Source organism: Streptomyces sp. HUAS ZL42 (assembly GCF_040782645.1).
GTDB lineage: Bacteria > Actinomycetota > Actinomycetes > Streptomycetales > Streptomycetaceae > Streptomyces.
The window spans coordinates 3,890,312-3,906,810 of the sequence record NZ_CP160403.1; the positions used below are offsets into that span (position 1 = coordinate 3,890,312).

Annotated in this window: 16 protein-coding genes and 1 pseudogene; 8 read left to right on the forward strand and 9 right to left on the reverse strand. The window is 70.8% G+C overall.

Features of this window, described 5'->3' with window-relative positions; genetic code table 11:
* The first annotated feature begins 184 nt into the window (after positions 1–184).
* The 5 genes from afsQ1 (at position 185) to ABZO29_RS17680 (ending at position 4,138) form a co-directional block, all read left to right on the forward strand.
* Positions 185–862, forward strand: a complete 678-nt coding sequence (gene afsQ1, locus ABZO29_RS17660) for a two-component system response regulator AfsQ1 (RefSeq protein ID WP_367321161.1) — start codon at positions 185–187, stop codon at positions 860–862.
* Positions 859–2,415: an ATP-binding protein gene (locus ABZO29_RS17665; protein WP_367321162.1), complete on the forward strand. Its 1,557-nt coding sequence runs from the start codon at positions 859–861 to the stop codon at positions 2,413–2,415. Before afsQ1 ends, ABZO29_RS17665 begins: the two co-directional genes overlap by 4 nt.
* The gene (locus ABZO29_RS17670) at positions 2,412–3,014 is read left to right on the forward strand and encodes a hypothetical protein (protein ID WP_367321163.1); all 603 of its coding nucleotides are present in this window, start codon (positions 2,412–2,414) and stop codon (positions 3,012–3,014) included. The genes ABZO29_RS17665 and ABZO29_RS17670 overlap by 4 nt, the downstream gene beginning before the upstream one ends.
* Positions 3,015–3,095: 81 nt before the next feature.
* The gene (locus ABZO29_RS17675) at positions 3,096–3,647 is read left to right on the forward strand and encodes a VanZ family protein (RefSeq protein ID WP_367321164.1); all 552 of its coding nucleotides are present in this window, start codon (positions 3,096–3,098) and stop codon (positions 3,645–3,647) included.
* Between the two features lie 290 nt (positions 3,648–3,937).
* Positions 3,938–4,138, forward strand: coding sequence for a PspC domain-containing protein (locus ABZO29_RS17680; RefSeq protein WP_367321165.1), 201 nt, complete (start codon positions 3,938–3,940; stop codon positions 4,136–4,138).
* Positions 4,139–4,397: 259 nt separating this feature from the next.
* On the opposite strand, the pseudogene ABZO29_RS17685 reads toward ABZO29_RS17680, so the two are convergent.
* Together ABZO29_RS17685 and ABZO29_RS17690 are read right to left on the reverse strand one after the other, a co-directional pair.
* Positions 4,398–4,712, reverse strand: a pseudogene (locus tag ABZO29_RS17685) (ATP-binding protein); the annotation flags it as partial.
* A gap of 137 nt (positions 4,713–4,849) precedes the next feature.
* Positions 4,850–6,013 carry an adenosine deaminase gene (locus ABZO29_RS17690; protein WP_367321166.1) on the reverse strand — a complete coding sequence of 388 codons (1,164 nt, stop codon included), beginning with the start codon at positions 6,011–6,013 and terminating at the stop codon, positions 4,850–4,852.
* Positions 6,014–6,125: 112 nt separating this feature from the next.
* Between ABZO29_RS17690 and ABZO29_RS17695 the strand changes: the two genes are divergently transcribed.
* A complete protein-coding gene (locus ABZO29_RS17695) occupies positions 6,126–6,902 on the forward strand; it encodes an alpha/beta hydrolase (protein WP_367321167.1) in 777 nt (258 codons plus the stop codon).
* Between the two features lie 14 nt (positions 6,903–6,916).
* On the opposite strand, the gene ABZO29_RS17700 is transcribed toward ABZO29_RS17695, so the two are convergent.
* Positions 6,917–7,867 carry a LysR substrate-binding domain-containing protein gene (locus ABZO29_RS17700; RefSeq protein ID WP_367321168.1) on the reverse strand — a complete coding sequence of 317 codons (951 nt, stop codon included), beginning with the start codon at positions 7,865–7,867 and terminating at the stop codon, positions 6,917–6,919.
* Between the two features lie 63 nt (positions 7,868–7,930).
* Here ABZO29_RS17700 and ABZO29_RS17705 point away from each other — a divergent pair, with 63 nt between their 5' ends.
* Both ABZO29_RS17705 and ABZO29_RS17710 read left to right on the forward strand, forming a co-directional pair.
* Positions 7,931–9,208 (forward strand): MFS transporter, encoded by a 1,278-nt coding sequence (locus ABZO29_RS17705; protein WP_367321169.1) that lies wholly within the window; start codon positions 7,931–7,933, stop codon positions 9,206–9,208.
* A gap of 244 nt (positions 9,209–9,452) precedes the next feature.
* On the forward strand, positions 9,453–10,469 hold the full coding sequence (locus tag ABZO29_RS17710) for a sigma-70 family RNA polymerase sigma factor (RefSeq protein ID WP_367321170.1): 1,017 nt from the start codon (positions 9,453–9,455) through the stop codon (positions 10,467–10,469).
* Here ABZO29_RS17710 and ABZO29_RS17715 read toward each other — a convergent pair.
* The 6 genes from ABZO29_RS17715 to ABZO29_RS17740 form a co-directional block, all read right to left on the reverse strand.
* On the reverse strand, positions 10,353–10,697 hold the full coding sequence (locus ABZO29_RS17715; protein ID WP_367321171.1) for an STAS domain-containing protein: 345 nt from the start codon (positions 10,695–10,697) through the stop codon (positions 10,353–10,355). The genes ABZO29_RS17710 and ABZO29_RS17715 overlap by 117 nt on opposite strands.
* A 97-nt stretch (positions 10,698–10,794) precedes the next feature.
* The gene (locus ABZO29_RS17720; protein WP_367321172.1) at positions 10,795–12,078 is read right to left on the reverse strand and encodes a thymidine phosphorylase; all 1,284 of its coding nucleotides are present in this window, start codon (positions 12,076–12,078) and stop codon (positions 10,795–10,797) included.
* 82 nt (positions 12,079–12,160) lie between these two features.
* Complete coding sequence (locus ABZO29_RS17725) at positions 12,161–12,553, reverse strand: cytidine deaminase (RefSeq protein WP_367321173.1); 393 nt, start codon at positions 12,551–12,553, stop codon at positions 12,161–12,163.
* On the reverse strand, positions 12,550–13,836 hold the full coding sequence (locus ABZO29_RS17730) for an ABC transporter permease (RefSeq protein WP_367321174.1): 1,287 nt from the start codon (positions 13,834–13,836) through the stop codon (positions 12,550–12,552). The genes ABZO29_RS17725 and ABZO29_RS17730 overlap by 4 nt, the downstream gene beginning before the upstream one ends.
* A complete protein-coding gene (locus ABZO29_RS17735; protein WP_367321175.1) occupies positions 13,836–14,963 on the reverse strand; it encodes an ABC transporter permease in 1,128 nt (375 codons plus the stop codon). Before ABZO29_RS17735 ends, ABZO29_RS17730 begins: the two co-directional genes overlap by 1 nt.
* On the reverse strand, positions 14,960–16,453 hold the full coding sequence (locus ABZO29_RS17740) for an ABC transporter ATP-binding protein (protein ID WP_367321176.1): 1,494 nt from the start codon (positions 16,451–16,453) through the stop codon (positions 14,960–14,962). Before ABZO29_RS17740 ends, ABZO29_RS17735 begins: the two co-directional genes overlap by 4 nt.
* Positions 16,454–16,499: the final 46 nt, after the last annotated feature.

Sequence of the window (16,499 nt, forward strand, 5' to 3'; positions counted from 1 at the left end):
ACAGACCTGTCACAGGGGTCGGGCACAGGGGTGTCACAGGCGGTGCACAGAGGGGATGTGTAGGTGCCACGTACGGCCACGGAAGGGACGAACCCTCGTCCCCGCACAGCCGCCCCGCCCCCGCGGAGCCCGCATCTGAACCCACAGGTCGATCCACACCCCCTCCATGGGCCAGAATGAGCCCGTGCCTTCCCTGTTGCTGATCGAGGACGACGACGCCATCCGGACGGCCCTGGAGCTCTCACTGACGCGCCAGGGACACCGCGTGGCGACCGCTGCCAGCGGTGAGGACGGTCTGAAGCTGCTGCGTGAGCAGCGGCCGGATCTGATCGTGCTGGACGTGATGCTGCCCGGCATCGACGGATTCGAGGTGTGCCGGCGCATCCGGCGCACGGACCAGTTGCCGATCATTCTGCTCACCGCGCGGAGTGATGACATCGACGTCGTCGTCGGGCTCGAGTCCGGCGCCGACGACTACGTCGTCAAGCCCGTGCAGGGGCGAGTGCTCGACGCCCGTATCCGGGCCGTGCTGCGGCGCGGCGAGCGGGAGGCCAATGACGCCGCGTCCTTCGGGAGCCTCGTCATCGACCGCGCCGCCATGACGGTCACCAAGAACGGCCAGGATCTCCAGCTCACCCCGACCGAGCTGCGGCTGCTGCTCGAGCTAAGCCGACGGCCGGGGCAGGCCCTGTCGCGGCAGCAGTTGCTGCGGCTGGTGTGGGAGCACGACTACCTCGGTGACTCGCGGCTCGTCGACGCCTGTGTGCAGCGGCTGCGCGCCAAGGTCGAGGACGTTCCGTCGTCCCCGACGCTCATCCGTACCGTGCGTGGCGTCGGCTACCGGCTGGACACGCCTCAGTGACACGTGAGCAAGGGGGCGTCCGCGGGTGGGCCGCGGCTCGTAAGGGACATCTGTCACGGCTGCGCTTCACCAGTCTGCGACTCCGGCTCGTCGTCGTGTTCGGGCTGGTCGCGCTCACCGCCGCCGTGTCCGCTTCCGGTATCGCCTACTGGCTCAACCGCGAGGCCGTGCTCACCCGCACCCAGGGTGCGGTGCTACGCGACTTCGAGCAGGAGATGCAGAACCGCGCGGGTGCTCTGCCCGAGCATCCGTCGCAGGACGAGCTCCAGCACACCGCGGGACAGATGGCCAACAGCAGCCAGCGGTTCAGTGTGCTGCTGGTCGCCGAGGACGGGAGCGGGAAGACCGTCTACGGCAGCTCCGGCGGGCTCAGCGGGTTCTCCCTGGACGACGTGCCCGCCTCCCTGCGTGCCGCCGTGAACAAGCAGCAGGACGTCTCCGGCAGCAACAAGTCGCCGTACCACCTGTACTGGCAGCGCGTCGTCGACGACGGCAACCCCTACCTCGTCGCCGGTACGAAGGTGATCGGCGGCGGCCCGACCGGCTACATGCTCAAGTCCCTCGACCAGGAGGCCAAGGACCTCAACTCGCTGGCCTGGTCGCTCGGCATCGCCACGGGCCTCGCTCTGATCGGCGCCGCGCTGCTCGCGCAGGCCGCCGCCACGACCGTACTGAAGCCCGTGCACCGGCTCGGGGTCGCCGCACGCCGGCTCGGCGAGGGCAAGCTCGACACCCGGCTGCGGGTGTCGGGGACCGACGAACTCGCGGATCTTTCAAGGACTTTCAACCTGGCTGCGGAGGCGCTCGAGAAACGGGTCGCCGACATGGCGGCCCGGGACGACGCCTCGCGCCGCTTCGTCGCGGATATGTCGCACGAGCTGCGTACGCCGCTCACGGCCATCACCGCCGTCACCGAAGTGCTGGAGGAGGAGCTCGGCTCCGAGGCCGGCGGCATCGATCCGATGATCGAGCCCGCGGTGCGGTTGGTCGTGAGCGAGACACGGCGGCTCAACGACCTCGTCGAGAACCTCATGGAGGTCACCCGCTTCGACGCGGGCACCGCCCGGCTCGTCCTGGACGACGTCGATCTGGCCGACCAGATCACCGCCTGCATCGACGCCCGGGCCTGGCTGGACGCCGTCGAGCTGGACGCGGAGCGCGGCATCCACGCGCGCCTCGACCCGCGTCGCCTGGACGTGATACTCGCCAACCTCATCGGCAACGCCCTCAAGCACGGCGGCTCACCCGTGCGGGTCTCCGTCCGCGCCGCGGACGACGAGATCGTCATCGCCGTGCGCGACCACGGTCCCGGCATCCCGGAGGACGTCCTGCCGCACGTCTTCGACCGCTTCTACAAGGCCAGCGCATCCCGGCCGCGCTCCGAGGGCAGCGGGCTCGGCCTGTCCATCGCCCTGGAGAACGCCCACATCCACGGCGGCGAGATCACCGCCGCGAACTCGCCCGAGGGCGGTGCGGTGTTCACGCTGCGGCTGCCGCGGGACGCCTCCGAGCTGGCGGAGCAGGCCGAGAAGGACAAGGGGGATGCCTCGTGAACGTACGCCGCCTGTTCGCGCTGCCGTTACTGGCCGCGCTGCTCACCGGCTGCGGGATCCGGGCCACGGAGGTCCCGACCGACTTCGGGCCCGCGCCCTCCCGCGTACGTTGCTCGCTGACCGAGCCGGATGTCTCGACGCAGTCCTCGCGCGGGGTCCCCGTGCAGGTGTTCCTGCTGTGCGGCTCGTCCCTGGTGGCCGTCGACCGGTCCGTGCGCGTCCCGGACGGTGCGGCGGACTCGAAGCGGCGCGTACTGGTGGCGCAGGGGCTGCTCGACGAGCTCGCCGAGACGCCGTCGCCCGCCGAGAAGGAGGCCGGGTACACGACGGACGTGCGCGGTGGGATGAACGTGAGCGGGCCGGGCCCGAAGGACCCGGACGACGCACTGCGGCTGAGCACTCCGCCGGACGCCCTCACCTCGTACGCCCTCGCGCAGATCGTCTGTACGTTCTCCGACTCGGCGGCGGCCGAGGGCGACGGCTCCGTCATCCTGGGCGGGCCGGGCAGCGAGCCGCTGCGCCGCTACGAGTGCACGGCCGAGGTGCGTTCCCGTCCCGGCAGCACGGAGCCGCCTTCCGCGGAGGTCGCCGGGGGCTGAATTCCGGGTGTGGCGGAAGCCTCATCCGGGTACGGGGGTCTTCCCGGAACCGATCGTGCCGACGGTCGCGTCTAGGGGGGCGTGCAGCGTCAAGGCTCCATCGGCGGCAGCGCCGCGATCCGCATACGTGTGACAGGGGGTGTCCTCCTCGTCGCACACCTCGCGTTCGTCGCCTGGTTCGCGCTGCGGCCCCTGGACGTCCCCTGGGTGGCACCCGCCAACCTCCGCCCGTTCGCCGGCATCCGGGCCGATCTGGCGCTGGGCGGGCCGGAGGCGGTTCGGCGCATCGGCGAGGGGCTCGGCCTCCTCGCTCCCCTCGGCGTCCTGCTCCCGACCGCCCACGGCCGGGTCTCCGTCTCACCCCTCGCGTCCCTGGTCCGTACGGTGACCGCCGGCGCCCTGCTCTCCCTGGCCATCGCCCTGCTGCAGACCGGCGTGCCCGGCCGGGTCCCGGACGTCGACTCGGTGCTTCTGAACACCGTGGGCGTGGCGCTGGCGCACATCGCCGTCGTCCCCGCCGCCCGCTCCTGGCTCCGCCGCAGGACCGAGCGCCGCAACCGATCGGCTGTCCGCCAGGAGGAGACCTCTCAGGGACGGACCCCGACGATTCCCAGGGTCGGGATCGCACCGTAGAGCGACGCTTTGCCTGTTTCGGCTGAGTACCGTGGTTGGCAGATGGGCAACCAACCAGTCCACACCAACCGACGGCGAGGGCCGTGCAAGAGCACGATTCCCAACACGCCGGCCGCGAGGGAGCCGAAGGGCGCGCCGGTGTCGAGGCGGCATGGGGGCACCTCCCGCTCGAGCGAAGCCGAGAGTGGGGGAGCGCGGAGGCCCGAAGGGCTGAGCACGATCGGCGCCTCGACACCGGCAGAAGGCGCCCGTAGGCGACCGAGCCATCCAACACACACGGGAGAAATGACATGACCGCCCTCGCCCGCCCCACCGACGGCCGCATGATCGGCGGAGTCTGCGCAGCGCTGGCACGGCGCTTCGGTACCTCCGCGACGACGATGCGAGTGATCTTCCTGCTGTCCTGCCTGCTTCCGGGCCCGCAGTTCCTGCTCTACATAGCGCTGTGGATCCTGCTTCCCTCGGAGGACAAGGCGCGGACGGCCTGGTGAGTCACCGCCGTACGAACGCCGGCGGGGCGCACCTCCGGACATGGAGGTGCGCCCCGCCGACGCGCTCAGGGGTTCAGCTCACCGGGAGCGTGTGCACCAGACCCGGGGCGTTCACGTCGTCGTGCACGGGGAGGGTGTGCACCAGACCGGGGGCGTTCACGTCGTCGTGCACGGGGAGGGTGTGCACCAGACCCGGGGTGGGCACGTCGTCCTGGACCGGGAGCGTGTGCACGAGACCGGGCGCGGGGACGCCGTGCGCGGGCACCCCGTGCACCGGCAGACCGCCCAGCAGCCCGGAGACCGGCTTGGCGGGGCCGTCGGCGAGCAGTTCCCCGGCGACCGGCTGCGCGGCGGCGAGGCTCGCGCCGGCCGCGTTCTGTCCCTGAGTCAGCGCCTGGTCGGCACCCGGCAGCGCCTTGGAGACGTTCTCCGCCGGCAGCGTCCGGGTGACGGTGTCCAGTGCCTGGGATGCGTCGGGGACGGCCGGGGCGGCGTTCGCGGCGCCCGCGCCGGCGGCGGCGAAGGCGGCACCGAGAGCGGCGACACCGAGGGTCTTGGCGGCAGACTGCTTCATGAAATGCGTCCTCGAAATGGATGACGGGAACCGAGCGGTCCACGACCGTAAACACGCGAACCGGCCCGCCGCAAACATCGAAATGCGGACGGATTGTGAATACCCGTCCGCATTCCGTGCCCCCGGATACCCCCGGATCAGCCCGCCGATTCCTCGGAACCGCTGGTCGAAGCGGTCTGCTGGAACAGCCATTCGGCCTTCAGCTCTGCATATCCGGGCTTGATGACGTCATTGATCATCGCCAGTCGTTCATCGAAAGGAATGAACGCTGATTTCATCGCATTGACGGAGAACCACTGCATGTCGTCGAGCGTGTAACCGAATGCGCCGACCAGGTGCTCGAATTCCCGGCTCATGCTCGTGCCCGACATCAGGCGGTTGTCCGTGTTGACGGTGGCGCGGAAGTGCAGGCGCCGCAGCAGGCCGATCGGATGCTCGGCGTACGACGCCGCCGCCCCGGTCTGGAGGTTGGAGCTGGGGCACATCTCGAGGGGGATGCGCTTGTCGCGGACGTAGGAGGCGAGCCGCCCGAGCTTGACCGAGCCGTCGGCGTGCACCTGGATGTCGTCGATGATGCGCACCCCGTGTCCGAGCCGGTCGGCGCCGCACCACTGCAGGGCCTGCCAGATGGACGGCAGGCCGAACGCTTCGCCGGCGTGGATGGTGAAGTGGTTGTTCTCGCGCTTGAGGTACTCGAAGGCGTCCAGGTGCCGGGTGGGCGGGTAGCCGGCCTCGGCGCCGGCGATGTCGAAGCCCACGACGCCCAGGTCCCGGTACCGGTTGGCGAGTTCGGCGATCTCCAGGGCGCGGGCGGCGTGGCGCATGGCGGTGAGCAGGGCGCCGACGCGGATGCGGTGGCCGTTCGCCCTCGCCCGCCGCTCCCCTTCCCGGAAGCCCTCGTTGACGGCCTCGACGACCTCTTCCAGGGTCAGTCCGCCCTCGAGGTGCTGCTCGGGCGCGTACCGCACCTCGGCGTAGACGACGCCGTCCTCGGCGAGGTCCTCGGCGCACTCGGTGGCGACCCGCACGAGCGCGTCGCGCGTCTGCATGACGCCGACGGTGTGGGAGAAGGTCTCCAGATACCGCTCCAGGGAGCCGGAGTCGGCGGCCTCCCGGAACCAGACGCCGAGCTTGTCGGGGTCCGTTTCGGGCAGGTGGGAGTACCCGGTTTCCCGGGCGAGTTCGACGATCGTGCCGGGGCGCAGCCCGCCGTCGAGGTGGTCGTGCAGCAGAACCTTGGGCGCCCGGCGGATCTGGTCCGAGCTCGGGGTGCTGCCCGTCTGGATGCTCTGGCTCGTCATTTCCGCACTCTAACTCCTACGCGCGTAGATCACCCGTTGTACGAATCGGTCGATACGTAACGGTGACCGCACGGACGGGTCGCGTACGGCCCACTTCTGACACTGTTCTGTCATGGCACAGCAAGCGACGCCGGTCCGAACGGCCCGGCTGGGCAGGGCGCTCGGCCCGGAGCCGACGGCGGTGAGCGGGGTGGTGCTGCTGCTCCCGGGCGGCGACGAGGTCTCCCACCGCAGGCCCTCCCCCATGCTCTCCGCCGCCTCCGTACGAGCGCTCGGCCGCCGCCTCACGCGCGCGGGACACGACAAGGGCCTGGCCACGCATGTCGTGCACTACCGCTACCGCGGATGGAACGGCACCGACGCGAACCTGGCGAGCGACGCACTGTGGGCTGCCGACGAGGCCGTACGACGCTACGGGGACGTCCCGGTCTGTCTCGCCGGACCCGGCATGGGCGGCCGGGCCGCGCTGCACGCCGGTGGGCACGAGGCCGTCAACTCCGTACTCGCGCTCGCTCCTTGGCTGCCGGAGGAGGATGTGGCCGCGTCGCCCGAACCGGTGAAGCAGCTTGTGGGGCGGCGGGTGTTGATCGTGCACGGCACGAATGACGAGCGGACCGATCCCGAGTTGTCGTTCCGGCTGGCCGCTCGGGCGAAGAAGGCGAACCGGGACGTGTGCCGGTTCGAAGTGCATGCGGACGGACACGGGTTGCAGCAGTACCGGGATGAAGTCCTCGCGTTGGCCGAGGACTTCGTCATGGGGGCGCTGTTCGGCCGGGTGATTTCACGTCCGTTGGAGGATGCGATGGCGGCTCCGCCTCCCTTGGGGTTGCGGATGCCGTTGGCCGCGGGGTTCGGCAAGTCCTTGGGACGGTCTGTTCGGGGGGGTTGAGGTGCCGCGCCCCCTCAGGTGAGCAAGCTCCCCTTTCTTGAAAGCAGGAACTTCTTGAAGGCTGCCACCGGGGGTGTGTCCGGGTGGCCTGTCAGCCAGGCCACGCCGATTTCTCGGGCCGCTCTTGGGGCTGTGACCGTCAGTTCCACCACCCCGGGGCGGGGTACGGCGGGCGGGGGCAGGAGGGCGACGCCCAGGCCTGCCGCGACCAGGCCCCGCAGCGTCTCCGCCTCCTCGCCCTCGAAGGCGATGCGCGGCTTGAAGCCCGCCTCCCTGCACAGGTGGTCGGTGATGCGGCGCATGCCGTAGCCGGGCTCCAGAGTCACGAACGTCTCTTCGGCGGCCTCCGCGAGGCGGACGCGCCTGCGGGCGGCGAGGCGATGGTCGGCGGGTACGACGAGGCGCAGCTTCTGCTCGTCGAGGCGGCGGGCGACGAGGTCGGGGGCGTCCGGGACCGGGGAGGTCAGGCACAGGTCCAGCTCGCCCGCCCGCAGCCGCTCGAGCATCGCCTCGCCGGCGTCCTGGACGAGGCTGAAGCGGACGCGGGGGTGGTCGGCACGGAAGGCCTGGAGGAGGCCGGGGACCGTCTCGGCGCCCATGGTGTGCAGGAAGCCGAACGCGACCTTTCCGGTGGCCGGGTCGGCGTCGGCGCGCACCTCGTCGGCGGCGCGCTCCATCTCGGCGAGGGCGCGCTCGACGGAGGTGAGGAAGGTGCGGCCGGCGGGTGTCAGGGAGACCGTACGGCCGTGGCGGGCGAACAGGTCGACGCCGAGGTCCGCTTCGAGGCGGACCATGGCGCGGGAGAGGGTGGACTGCGGGACGTTCATCTCCTGCGCGGCGCGGGTGACGTGCTCGGTGCGGGCGACGCCGGCGAAGTGGGCGAGGCGCGGGGCGAGCAACATGACGATGTCTTCTGTGTCACTGGACGGTGACATCCGAGCCGATGACCTCTGTTGATGCATCACGGGAACGATTATGACGATTCCGTGCATTGGACGGATGAGCCGGGGCGTACGTAGCTTCGAGGCATGACTCCCGCCAGTACCGGGGCGTCCACGATCGTGGGCGCCGCACCGTCCGTCTCCCCCTCCGACTCCCGTATGACCCCGGGTGGCCCCGGCTACCGCCGGATGAGCTTCGCGTTGTTCCTCGCGGGTGTCGCGACCTTCGCCCTCCTGTACTCCACGCAGGCGCTGCTGCCGCTGATCTCCGGTGAGTTCGGGGTCGCGGCGAGCGAGGCGAGCTGGACCGTGGCGGCCGCGACGGGTGGGCTGGCACTGTTCGTCCTGCCGATGAGCGCGCTGTCGGAGCGGTACGGCCGCCGTACGGTCATGACGGCGTCGCTCGTGATCGCGGTGGCGCTGAGTCTGCTGGTCCCGTTCGCTCCCTCGCTGACCGCCCTGGTCGTGCTGCGGGCGCTGCAGGGCGCGGCTCTGGCCGGTCTGCCGGCCTCCGCGACGGCGTACCTCGCGGAGGAGGTCCGGCCGCGAGCCCTGGTCACGGCGATCGGCCTGTTCGTGGCGGGCAACAGCGTCGGCGGGATGAGCGGCCGGGTCATCACGGGATGGGTCGCGCAGGAGTGGGGCTGGCGGGTGGCCCTCGGGGTGATCGGCGCGATCGCGGTGGCGTGCGCGGTGGCCTTCCGGGTGCTGCTGCCGGCGCCCCGGCACTTCAGGGCGGGCTCGCTGCGCCCGCTCGTCCTGGCCCGCACGGTCCGCGACCATCTCGCCGATCCGCTGCTGCGCCGTCTGTACGCCATCGGCGCCCTGTTCATGACGGTGTTCGGCGGTGTGTACACCGTGATCGGGTACCGCCTGACGGAGGCACCGTTCTCGCTGCCCCAGGGCATCGTCGGCTCGATCTTCCTGGTGTACCTGGTGGGCACGGTGTCGGCGTCGACGGCGGGCAGGCTGGTCGGCCGGCTGGGCCGACGCGGCGCGCTGTACCTGGCCGGCGGCACGACGGCGGCGGGCCTGCTGCTCTCCCTGGCCGGCTCGCTGGCACTGGTCCTGCTGGGCCTGGTCCTGATCACGGCCGGTTTCTTCGCGGGCCACGCGGTGGCGTCGTCGGCGGTCAGCAAGGCGGCGACGAGCGGGCGTGCGCAGGCGTCGGCGCTGTACCAGTCGGCGTACTACATCGGTTCCAGCGCGGGCAGTACGGCGGGGGCGATGGCGTTCCACGCGGCGGGCTGGGCCGGGACGGTGGGGGTCGGGGTGCTGGCGGTGCTGGGGGTCGTGACGATCACGGTGTCGGGGTCGCGGGCGGCACGGGTCGCTGCGCGGCGGGGGCCGGTACCGGTGCACTGAGCCTGCGGCCCGCGTCCCGTCCCAGGGGTTCAGCCCCTTCGGCCCCGCCGGCCTTCGCCCACCCGCCACCCGACTCGGTGGGACAGAAGGTGGCCCCCGTCCTCGAACGCCGGACGTCCAGGGGGCGGAGCCCCCTCGGCGGCGCCCCGTCTGAGCTGCACCTTCTTCCGCTCGAGGGGCCATTGTCAGTGGGCTGCGGTAGCTTCCGAGGTGCACAGGAAACGGCCACAGGGGTGGGTGGACGATGAGCAACAGCACGGCTCCACCGACAGACCTCGACATCCGGCTGGAGAAACACCGGGTCGAGCTGACCGGCTACTGCTATCGCATGCTCGGCTCCTCCTTCGAGGCCGAGGACGCGGTGCAGGACACGATGGTCCGCGCCTGGCGGAGCTACGACAAGTTCGAGGGCCGCTCCAGCCTCCGCTCCTGGCTCTACCGCATCGCGACGAACGTGTGCCTGGACATGCTGACCGCGGGAAACAAGCGCGCCCGTCCCATGGACCTCTCCGAGTCCACCCCGCTCGCCCAGGCCGCCCTCTCCCCCCGCCCGGACAACACCTGGCTGGAGCCGATGCCGGACGCGCGCATCCTGCCCACCACCGACGATCCTGCCGAGGCGGCCGTCGCCAAGGAGTCCGTCCGCCTCGCCTTCATGGCCGCGCTGCAGCAGCTCCCGCCCAAGCAGCGGGCGGTGCTGGTCCTGCGTGAGGTCCTGGCGTGGAAGGCGAGCGAGGTCGCCGAGCTGCTCGGCACCTCGGTCGCGTCGGTCAACAGCGCACTGCAGCGGGCGCGCGCGACCCTCGCCGAGCGGGACGGGGATGCGGCCCGAGCCGCGGTCTCCGATCCGCTGGACGAGGAGCAGCAGAAGCTCCTGGAGCGCTACGTGGCCGCGTTCGAGGGGTACGACATGACGGCACTGACGGCGTTGCTGCACGAGGACGCCGTGATGACCATGCCGCCGTTCGACCTGTGGCTGACCGGCCACGACGACATCACGGGCTTCATGACGACGCTGGGTTCCGCCTGCGCCGGCTCGCGCCTGCTGCCGGTGCAGGTGAACGGCCTGCCGGGCTTCGCGCAGTACAAGCCGGACCCGGAGAAGGGCGGCTTCGCTCCCTGGGCGATCCAGGTGCTGGAGATCTCAGACGGCCGCCTCACCGGGTTCCACTTCTTCCTCGACACCCAGAGATGGTTCCCGCTGTTCGGGCTGCCCCTCCGACTCGAGGCGGAGACCGACCAGGTCGAGGAGGGCGTGTAGCGCGGGAGACGGGTCGCGCAGCCGGATCCGGCCCCCGGACCGGCGTGCCGCCAGTTCCAGCCGTGCCAGCAGTTCGACGGCGCCGAGCCCCGGCGGCCCCAGCCCGGCGACATCGCAGACGACCGCTCCGGCACCGGTGGCCTCCAGCAGCGCACGGACGTCGTCGCAGAGCCCCGCCACCTCGTTCCTGGTGACGGGGCCGGTCAGCACGAGCACTCCGGGTGTCATGGCGTCCACGAGCGGTAGACCGGGCCGACGGCCCTAACTCATCGCGTCCGCACCCGTACCGCCCCGGGAGGGTCGGGCGTTTCGAGAAACGCGCAGGTCACGCGATGCGTTCCAGGACAACCGGCGACGCCTGGAACTCCGTCCCCGCCGCCCCGATGTCGTACGACCCGTCCACGGCCTGCAGCGCGTACTCGAAGCGTTCCGGGGTGTCCGTGTGGAGGGTGAGCAGGGGCCGGCCCTCGGTCACGGTGTCTCCCGGCTTGGCGTGGAGTTCCACGCCCGCCGCCGCCTGCACCGGGTCCTCCTTGCGGGCGCGCCCCGCGCCCAGGCGCCATGCCGCGATGCCGATGTCGTAGGCGTCCAGGCGGGTCAGGACGCCCGAAAACGGGGCCTTCACCACGTGCTGCTCACGCGACGTGGGCAGCGGTGCGTCCGGGTCGCCACCCTGGGCCGCGATCATGCGGCGCCAGACGTCCATCGCCGAACCGTCGGCCAGGGCCTTCGCCGGGTCGGCGTCCTTCACCCCGGCGGCGTCCAGCATTTCGCGGGCCAGGGCCAGGGTCAGCTCCACGACGTCCGCCGGACCGCCGCCCGCCAGGACCTCCACCGACTCGCGGACCTCCAGCGCGTTGCCCGCCGTCAGGCCCAGCGGGGTCGACATGTCCGTCAGGAGCGCGACCGTCTTCACGCCGTGGTCGGTGCCGAGGCCCACCATCGTGGACGCCAGTTCGCGCGCGTCCTCGATCGTCTTCATGAAGGCTCCCGTGCCCACCTTCACGTCCAGGACCAGGGAGCCCGTGCCCTCGGCGATCTTCTTCGACATGATCGAGGAGGCGATGAGCGGGATGGCCTCTACCGTGCCGGTCACATCCCGCAGCGCGTACAGCTTCTTGTCCGCCGGTGCCAGGCCGTCGCCCGCCGCGCAGATCACCGCGCCCGTGGTGTCCAGGACGTGCAGCATCTCCTCGTTCGAGAGCAGGGCCCGCCAGCCGGGGATCGACTCCAGCTTGTCCAGCGTGCCGCCCGTGTGTCCGAGGCCGCGGCCGGACAGCTGCGGGACCGCGGCCCCGCAGGCCGCCACCAGGGGGGCCAGCGGCAGCGTGATCTTGTCGCCCACGCCACCCGTGGAGTGCTTGTCCGCCGTCGGCCGGGACAGGGACGAGAAGTCCATGCGCTCGCCCGAGGCGATCATGGCGGCGGTCCAGCGGGCGATCTCACGGCGGTTCATGCCGTTGAGCAGGATGGCCATGGCGAGGGCCGACATCTGCTCGTCGGCGACCTCGCCGCGGGTGTACGCGTCGATGACCCAGTCGATCTGCTCGTCACTGAGCTCACCGCGGTCCCGCTTGGTGCGGATGACGGAGATGGCGTCCATGGCCATGGCTTTCCTTCCGGTGTTGCCGGGTAGTGCGAAGAGCACGGCCCCTCCGAGCACCTGACAGGCTCGGAGGGGCCGCATGGGGTTACTGGCCGAGATGGCCGGGGCCGAAGGCCTGGGGCAGCATCTCCGACAGCGGCAGGATCCCCTCGGGGGTCTCCAGGAGCAGGTCGGGGCCCCCGAACTCGTACAGCAGCTGCCTGCACCGGCCGCACGGTACGAGGATCTCGCCCCTGCCGTCCACGCACGTGAAGTGCGTGAGCCGGCCGCCGCCGGTGTTCTGCAGCTCCGAGACCAGGCCGCACTCGGCGCACAGGCCGAGGCCGTAGGAGGCGTTCTCCACGTTGCAGCCCGACACGAAACGCCCGTCGTCGACGAGGGCCGCCACGCCGACCGGGTAGCCGGAGTACGGGGCGTACGCCCGGGACATGGCGTCCCGGGCCACCGCACGCAGCTTCTCCCAGTCGACGGGGGTCACTTGCCCTGTCCCTTCCGGTACCGCATGCCGTCGGCCTTGGGCATCCTGAGGCGCTGCGCGGACAGCGACAGCACGAGCAGGGTGACGACGTACGGCGTGGCGCCGACGAAGTCGTTCGGCACCTCGTCGGTGAACAGGTACCAGAGCAGGACGAGCGCGGCGACGAAGAGGGCGATCCCGCCCTGCCAGTGCGCCTTGCGGTACAGCTTCCAGCCCGCGAGCAGGGCGAGCAGGACGACCAGCACGAGCAGCAGCGCGTGCACGGTCTCGCCGCCGCTGCGCAGCTGCAGCGCGTCCGAGTAGCCGAACAGGCCGGCGCCCATCGCCAGTCCACCGGGTCGCCAGTTGCCGAAGATCATGGCCGCGAGACCGATGTAGCCGCGGCCTCCGGTCTGGCCCTCAAGGTAGATGTGCGAGGTGACCAGCGCGAGGAAGGCGCCGCCGAGTCCGGCGAGACCGCCGGAGACGGCCACGGCCGCGTACTTGTACTTGTAGACGTTGACGCCGAGGGACTCCGCGGCGATCGGGTTCTCACCGCAGGAGCGCAGCCGCAGACCGAACGGGGTGCGCCACAGCAGCCACCAGCTGCCGACGAACAGCAGCACGGCCAGGATCGTCACCACGGACAGGTTGGTGACCAGTCCGCCGAGGATGCCCGCGAGGTCGGAGATCAGGAACCAGTGGTGGTTCTCGACGGACTGGAGGCCGTCGGAGAGACCGGGCACGTCGACGTGGGGCAGCGAGTCGGCGGGCGGGGACTGCTTGGGGTTGCCGCCCGCGTCCGCGGCCTCGCCCTCCGAGAAGAAGAGCTTGGCGAGGTACTGGGTGATGCCGAGCGCGAGCAGGTTGACGGCGACACCGGAGACGATGTGGTCGACGCCGAAGGTGATGGTGGCGACGGCGTGCACCAGGCCGCCGAGGACACCGAAGCCGATGCCGCACAGCAGGCCGAGCCAGGGGCTGGACTGCCAGCCGATCCAGCCGGCGCCGAAGGTGCCGAGGATCATCATGCCCTCGAGGCCGATGTTGACCACGCCGGACCGCTCGGACCACAGGCCGGCGAGACCGGCGAGCGCGATGGGCACGGCGAGGCTGAGTGCCGCGGAGACCTGTCCGTCGGCGGTGAGCTGGTCGGCGCCGGTGATGACGCGGACCGCGGACACGAGGATCAGGGCACCCGCGACGATCATGAGGATCTGGCCGAGCGAGCGGCCCGACCGGGTGCGTCCGGTGTCCGCCTTGGGTGCCGCGGGCGGCGGCGTGTCTGTCATCGTGGCAGTCATCACGCCACCTCCTGCTTCTTGGTCGGGGCGGCGGCCTGGGCGGCGAGCTCGGCGCCGACCCGCTGCTGCTGGCGCTTGAGGCCGTAGCGGCGTACGACCTCGTAGGCGATGACGACGCACAGGACGATGACGCCCTGGATGACGCCGAGGATCTCCTTGTCGTAGCCCTCGAACTCGAGGTGGTTGGTGGTGCGCTCCAGGAAGCCCCAGAGCAGCGCGCCGAGCGCGATGCCGATCGGGTGGTTGCGGCCGAGCAGCGCGATGGCGATGCCGGTGAAGCCGATGCCCGAGGGGAAGTCGTTGCTGAACTGGTGGCTGTCGTTGAGGAGCGTCGGCATGCCGATCAGACCGGCCACGGCACCCGAGATGATCATGCTGGTGGCGATCATGCGCTTGACGCTGACACCGCTCGCCGTGGCGGCGGACTCGGACTGGCCGACGGTGCGCAGGTCGAACCCGAAGCGGGTGCGGCCGAGCACGAACCAGTACGCCACACCGACGACCACGGCGATCACGATGAAGCCCCAGAGCATGCCCGACGCGCCCGTGTCGATGGTGAAGAACCACGAGTCCTCCGGCAGCGGCGTGGTCGACACCACGGTGCCGCCGGCCTGGAGCTCGGCGAGCTTCCCGGGCTGGAGGAGGTAGGCGATGATCGCGGTGGCGATGGAGTTCAGCATGATCGTCGAGATGACCTCGCTGACGCCCCGGGTCACCTTGAGAATGCCGGCGATACCCGCCCAGAGGGCGCCCACGCCCATCGCGCAGAGGATGATCAGCGGGACCGAGATGAAGCCCGGCAGGGTCAGCGCGCCGCCGAGCACCGCCGCGAAGAACGCGGCGAGCCGGTACTGGCCGTCGACGCCGATGTTGAACAGGTTCATGCGGAAGCCGATGGCCACCGCGACGCCCGCGAGGTAGTACGTGGTCGCCTTGTTGAGGATGTAGACCTGACTGTCGCTGGCGGAGCCGTAGGTCACCATGTCGCTGAACGCGGCGCCCGGGTTCTTGCCGGTGGCGAGGATCACCAAGGTGGTGACGACGAGCGCGGCGACGAGCGCGAGCAGCGGTGCCGCGATCCCGAGGAGCAGCCGCTCCTTGTCCATGCGTTGGGTGAACTTCTTCATCGGTCGTCGTCCTCTGCGTGCTCCAGGTGGCCGGTGGCCGCACCCGTCATGGCGGAGCCCAGCTCCTCGGGGGTGATCGTGGCGGGGTCGGCGTCGGCGACCAGACGGCCGCGGTACATCACCCGCAGGGTGTCGGAGAGCCCGATGAGCTCGTCCAGGTCGGCGGAGACCAGCAGTACGGCCATGCCCTCGCGGCGCGCCTCGCGGATGTGGTCCCAGATCGCGGCCTGCGCACCGACGTCCACACCGCGGGTGGGGTGGGCGGCGATGAGGAGCTTGGGTGCGTGGCTCATCTCGCGGCCGACGATCAGCTTCTGCTGGTTGCCTCCGGACAGCGAGGCGGCGGTCACCTCGATGCCGGGCGTGCGGACGTCGTAGGCGCTGATGATGCGTGCGGTGTCGGCGCGGGCCGCCTTGATGTCGATCATCCCGCCGCGCGAGTTGGGCCGCTCGGTGACATGGCCGAGGATGCGGTTCTCCCACAGCGGCGCCTCGAGGAGCAGGCCGTGGCGGTGGCGGTCCTCGGGGATGTAGCCGACGCCGGCCTCGCGGCGCCGCCGGGTGGGGGCGTGGGAGATGTCGGTGCCGTCGAGCGTGATGACGCCGACGTCGGGATCGCGGATGCCCATGATCGCCTCGACCAGTTCGGACTGGCCGTTGCCCTCCACACCGGCGATGCCGAGGACTTCACCCTTGTGGATGGTGAAGGAGATCTCGTCGAGGATGACCCGCTCGACGCCGTCGAGGTCCGTCTGGGTGAGGTGCAGCCCGTCCACCTTGAGGAGCGGGACGTCCGTGACGGTCGACTCCTCGGTTTCCGGGGTGGGCAGTTCGCTGCCGACCATCAGCTCGGCGAGCTGCTTGGCGGTGGTGGTCCTGGGCTCGACGGTGCCGACCGTGGTGCCGCGCCGGATGACGGTGATCTCGTCGGCGACGGACAGGACCTCTCCCAGCTTGTGGGAGATGAAGATGACGGTGAGCCCCTCGGCCTTCAGCTCGCGCAGGTTGTCGAAGAGGGCGTCGACCTCCTGCGGAACGAGGACGGCGGTGGGCTCGTCGAGGATGAGGGTCTTGGCGCCGCGGTAGAGGACCTTGAGGATCTCCACGCGCTGGCGGTCGGCGACGCCGAGCTCCTCCATGAGGACGTCGGGCCGGACGTTCAGCCCGTACGCGTCGGAGAGCTCCTTGATCTTCGCTCGGGCCTGGCCGCCGATGCCGTACAGCTTCTCCGCGCCGAGGACGACGTTCTCGAGGACGGTGAGGTTGTCGGCGAGCATGAAGTGCTGGTGCACCATGCCGATGCCGCGGGCGATGGCGTCGGCGGGGTTGTGGAAGGTGACCCGCTCGCCGTTCACGGTGATGGTGCCCTCGTCCGGCTGCTGCATGCCGTAGAGGATCTTCATCAGCGTGGACTTGCCGGCGCCGTTCTCACCGCACAGGGCGTGGACGGTGCCCGTGCGGACGGTGATGTCGATGTCCTTGTTGGCCACGACACCTGGGAAACGCTTGGTGATGCCGCGCAGTTCGACGGCAGCG

Excerpts from the sequence above, each read along its gene's own strand:
- ABZO29_RS17680 (WP_367321165.1), top strand. The coding sequence starts at position 3,938 with ATGACCGCCCTCGCCCGCCCCACCGACGGCCGCATGATCGGCGGAGTC.
- ABZO29_RS17690 (WP_367321166.1), bottom strand. The coding sequence starts at position 6,013 with ATGACGAGCCAGAGCATCCAGACGGGCAGCACCCCGAGCTCGGACCAG.
- ABZO29_RS17695 (WP_367321167.1), top strand. The coding sequence starts at position 6,126 with ATGGCACAGCAAGCGACGCCGGTCCGAACGGCCCGGCTGGGCAGGGCG.
- ABZO29_RS17705 (WP_367321169.1), top strand. The coding sequence starts at position 7,931 with ATGACTCCCGCCAGTACCGGGGCGTCCACGATCGTGGGCGCCGCACCG.
- ABZO29_RS17710 (WP_367321170.1), top strand. The coding sequence starts at position 9,453 with ATGAGCAACAGCACGGCTCCACCGACAGACCTCGACATCCGGCTGGAG.
- ABZO29_RS17715 (WP_367321171.1), bottom strand. The coding sequence starts at position 10,697 with ATGACACCCGGAGTGCTCGTGCTGACCGGCCCCGTCACCAGGAACGAG.
- ABZO29_RS17720 (WP_367321172.1), bottom strand. The coding sequence starts at position 12,078 with ATGGCCATGGACGCCATCTCCGTCATCCGCACCAAGCGGGACCGCGGT.
- ABZO29_RS17730 (WP_367321174.1), bottom strand. The coding sequence starts at position 13,836 with ATGACTGCCACGATGACAGACACGCCGCCGCCCGCGGCACCCAAGGCG.
- ABZO29_RS17735 (WP_367321175.1), bottom strand. The coding sequence starts at position 14,963 with ATGAAGAAGTTCACCCAACGCATGGACAAGGAGCGGCTGCTCCTCGGG.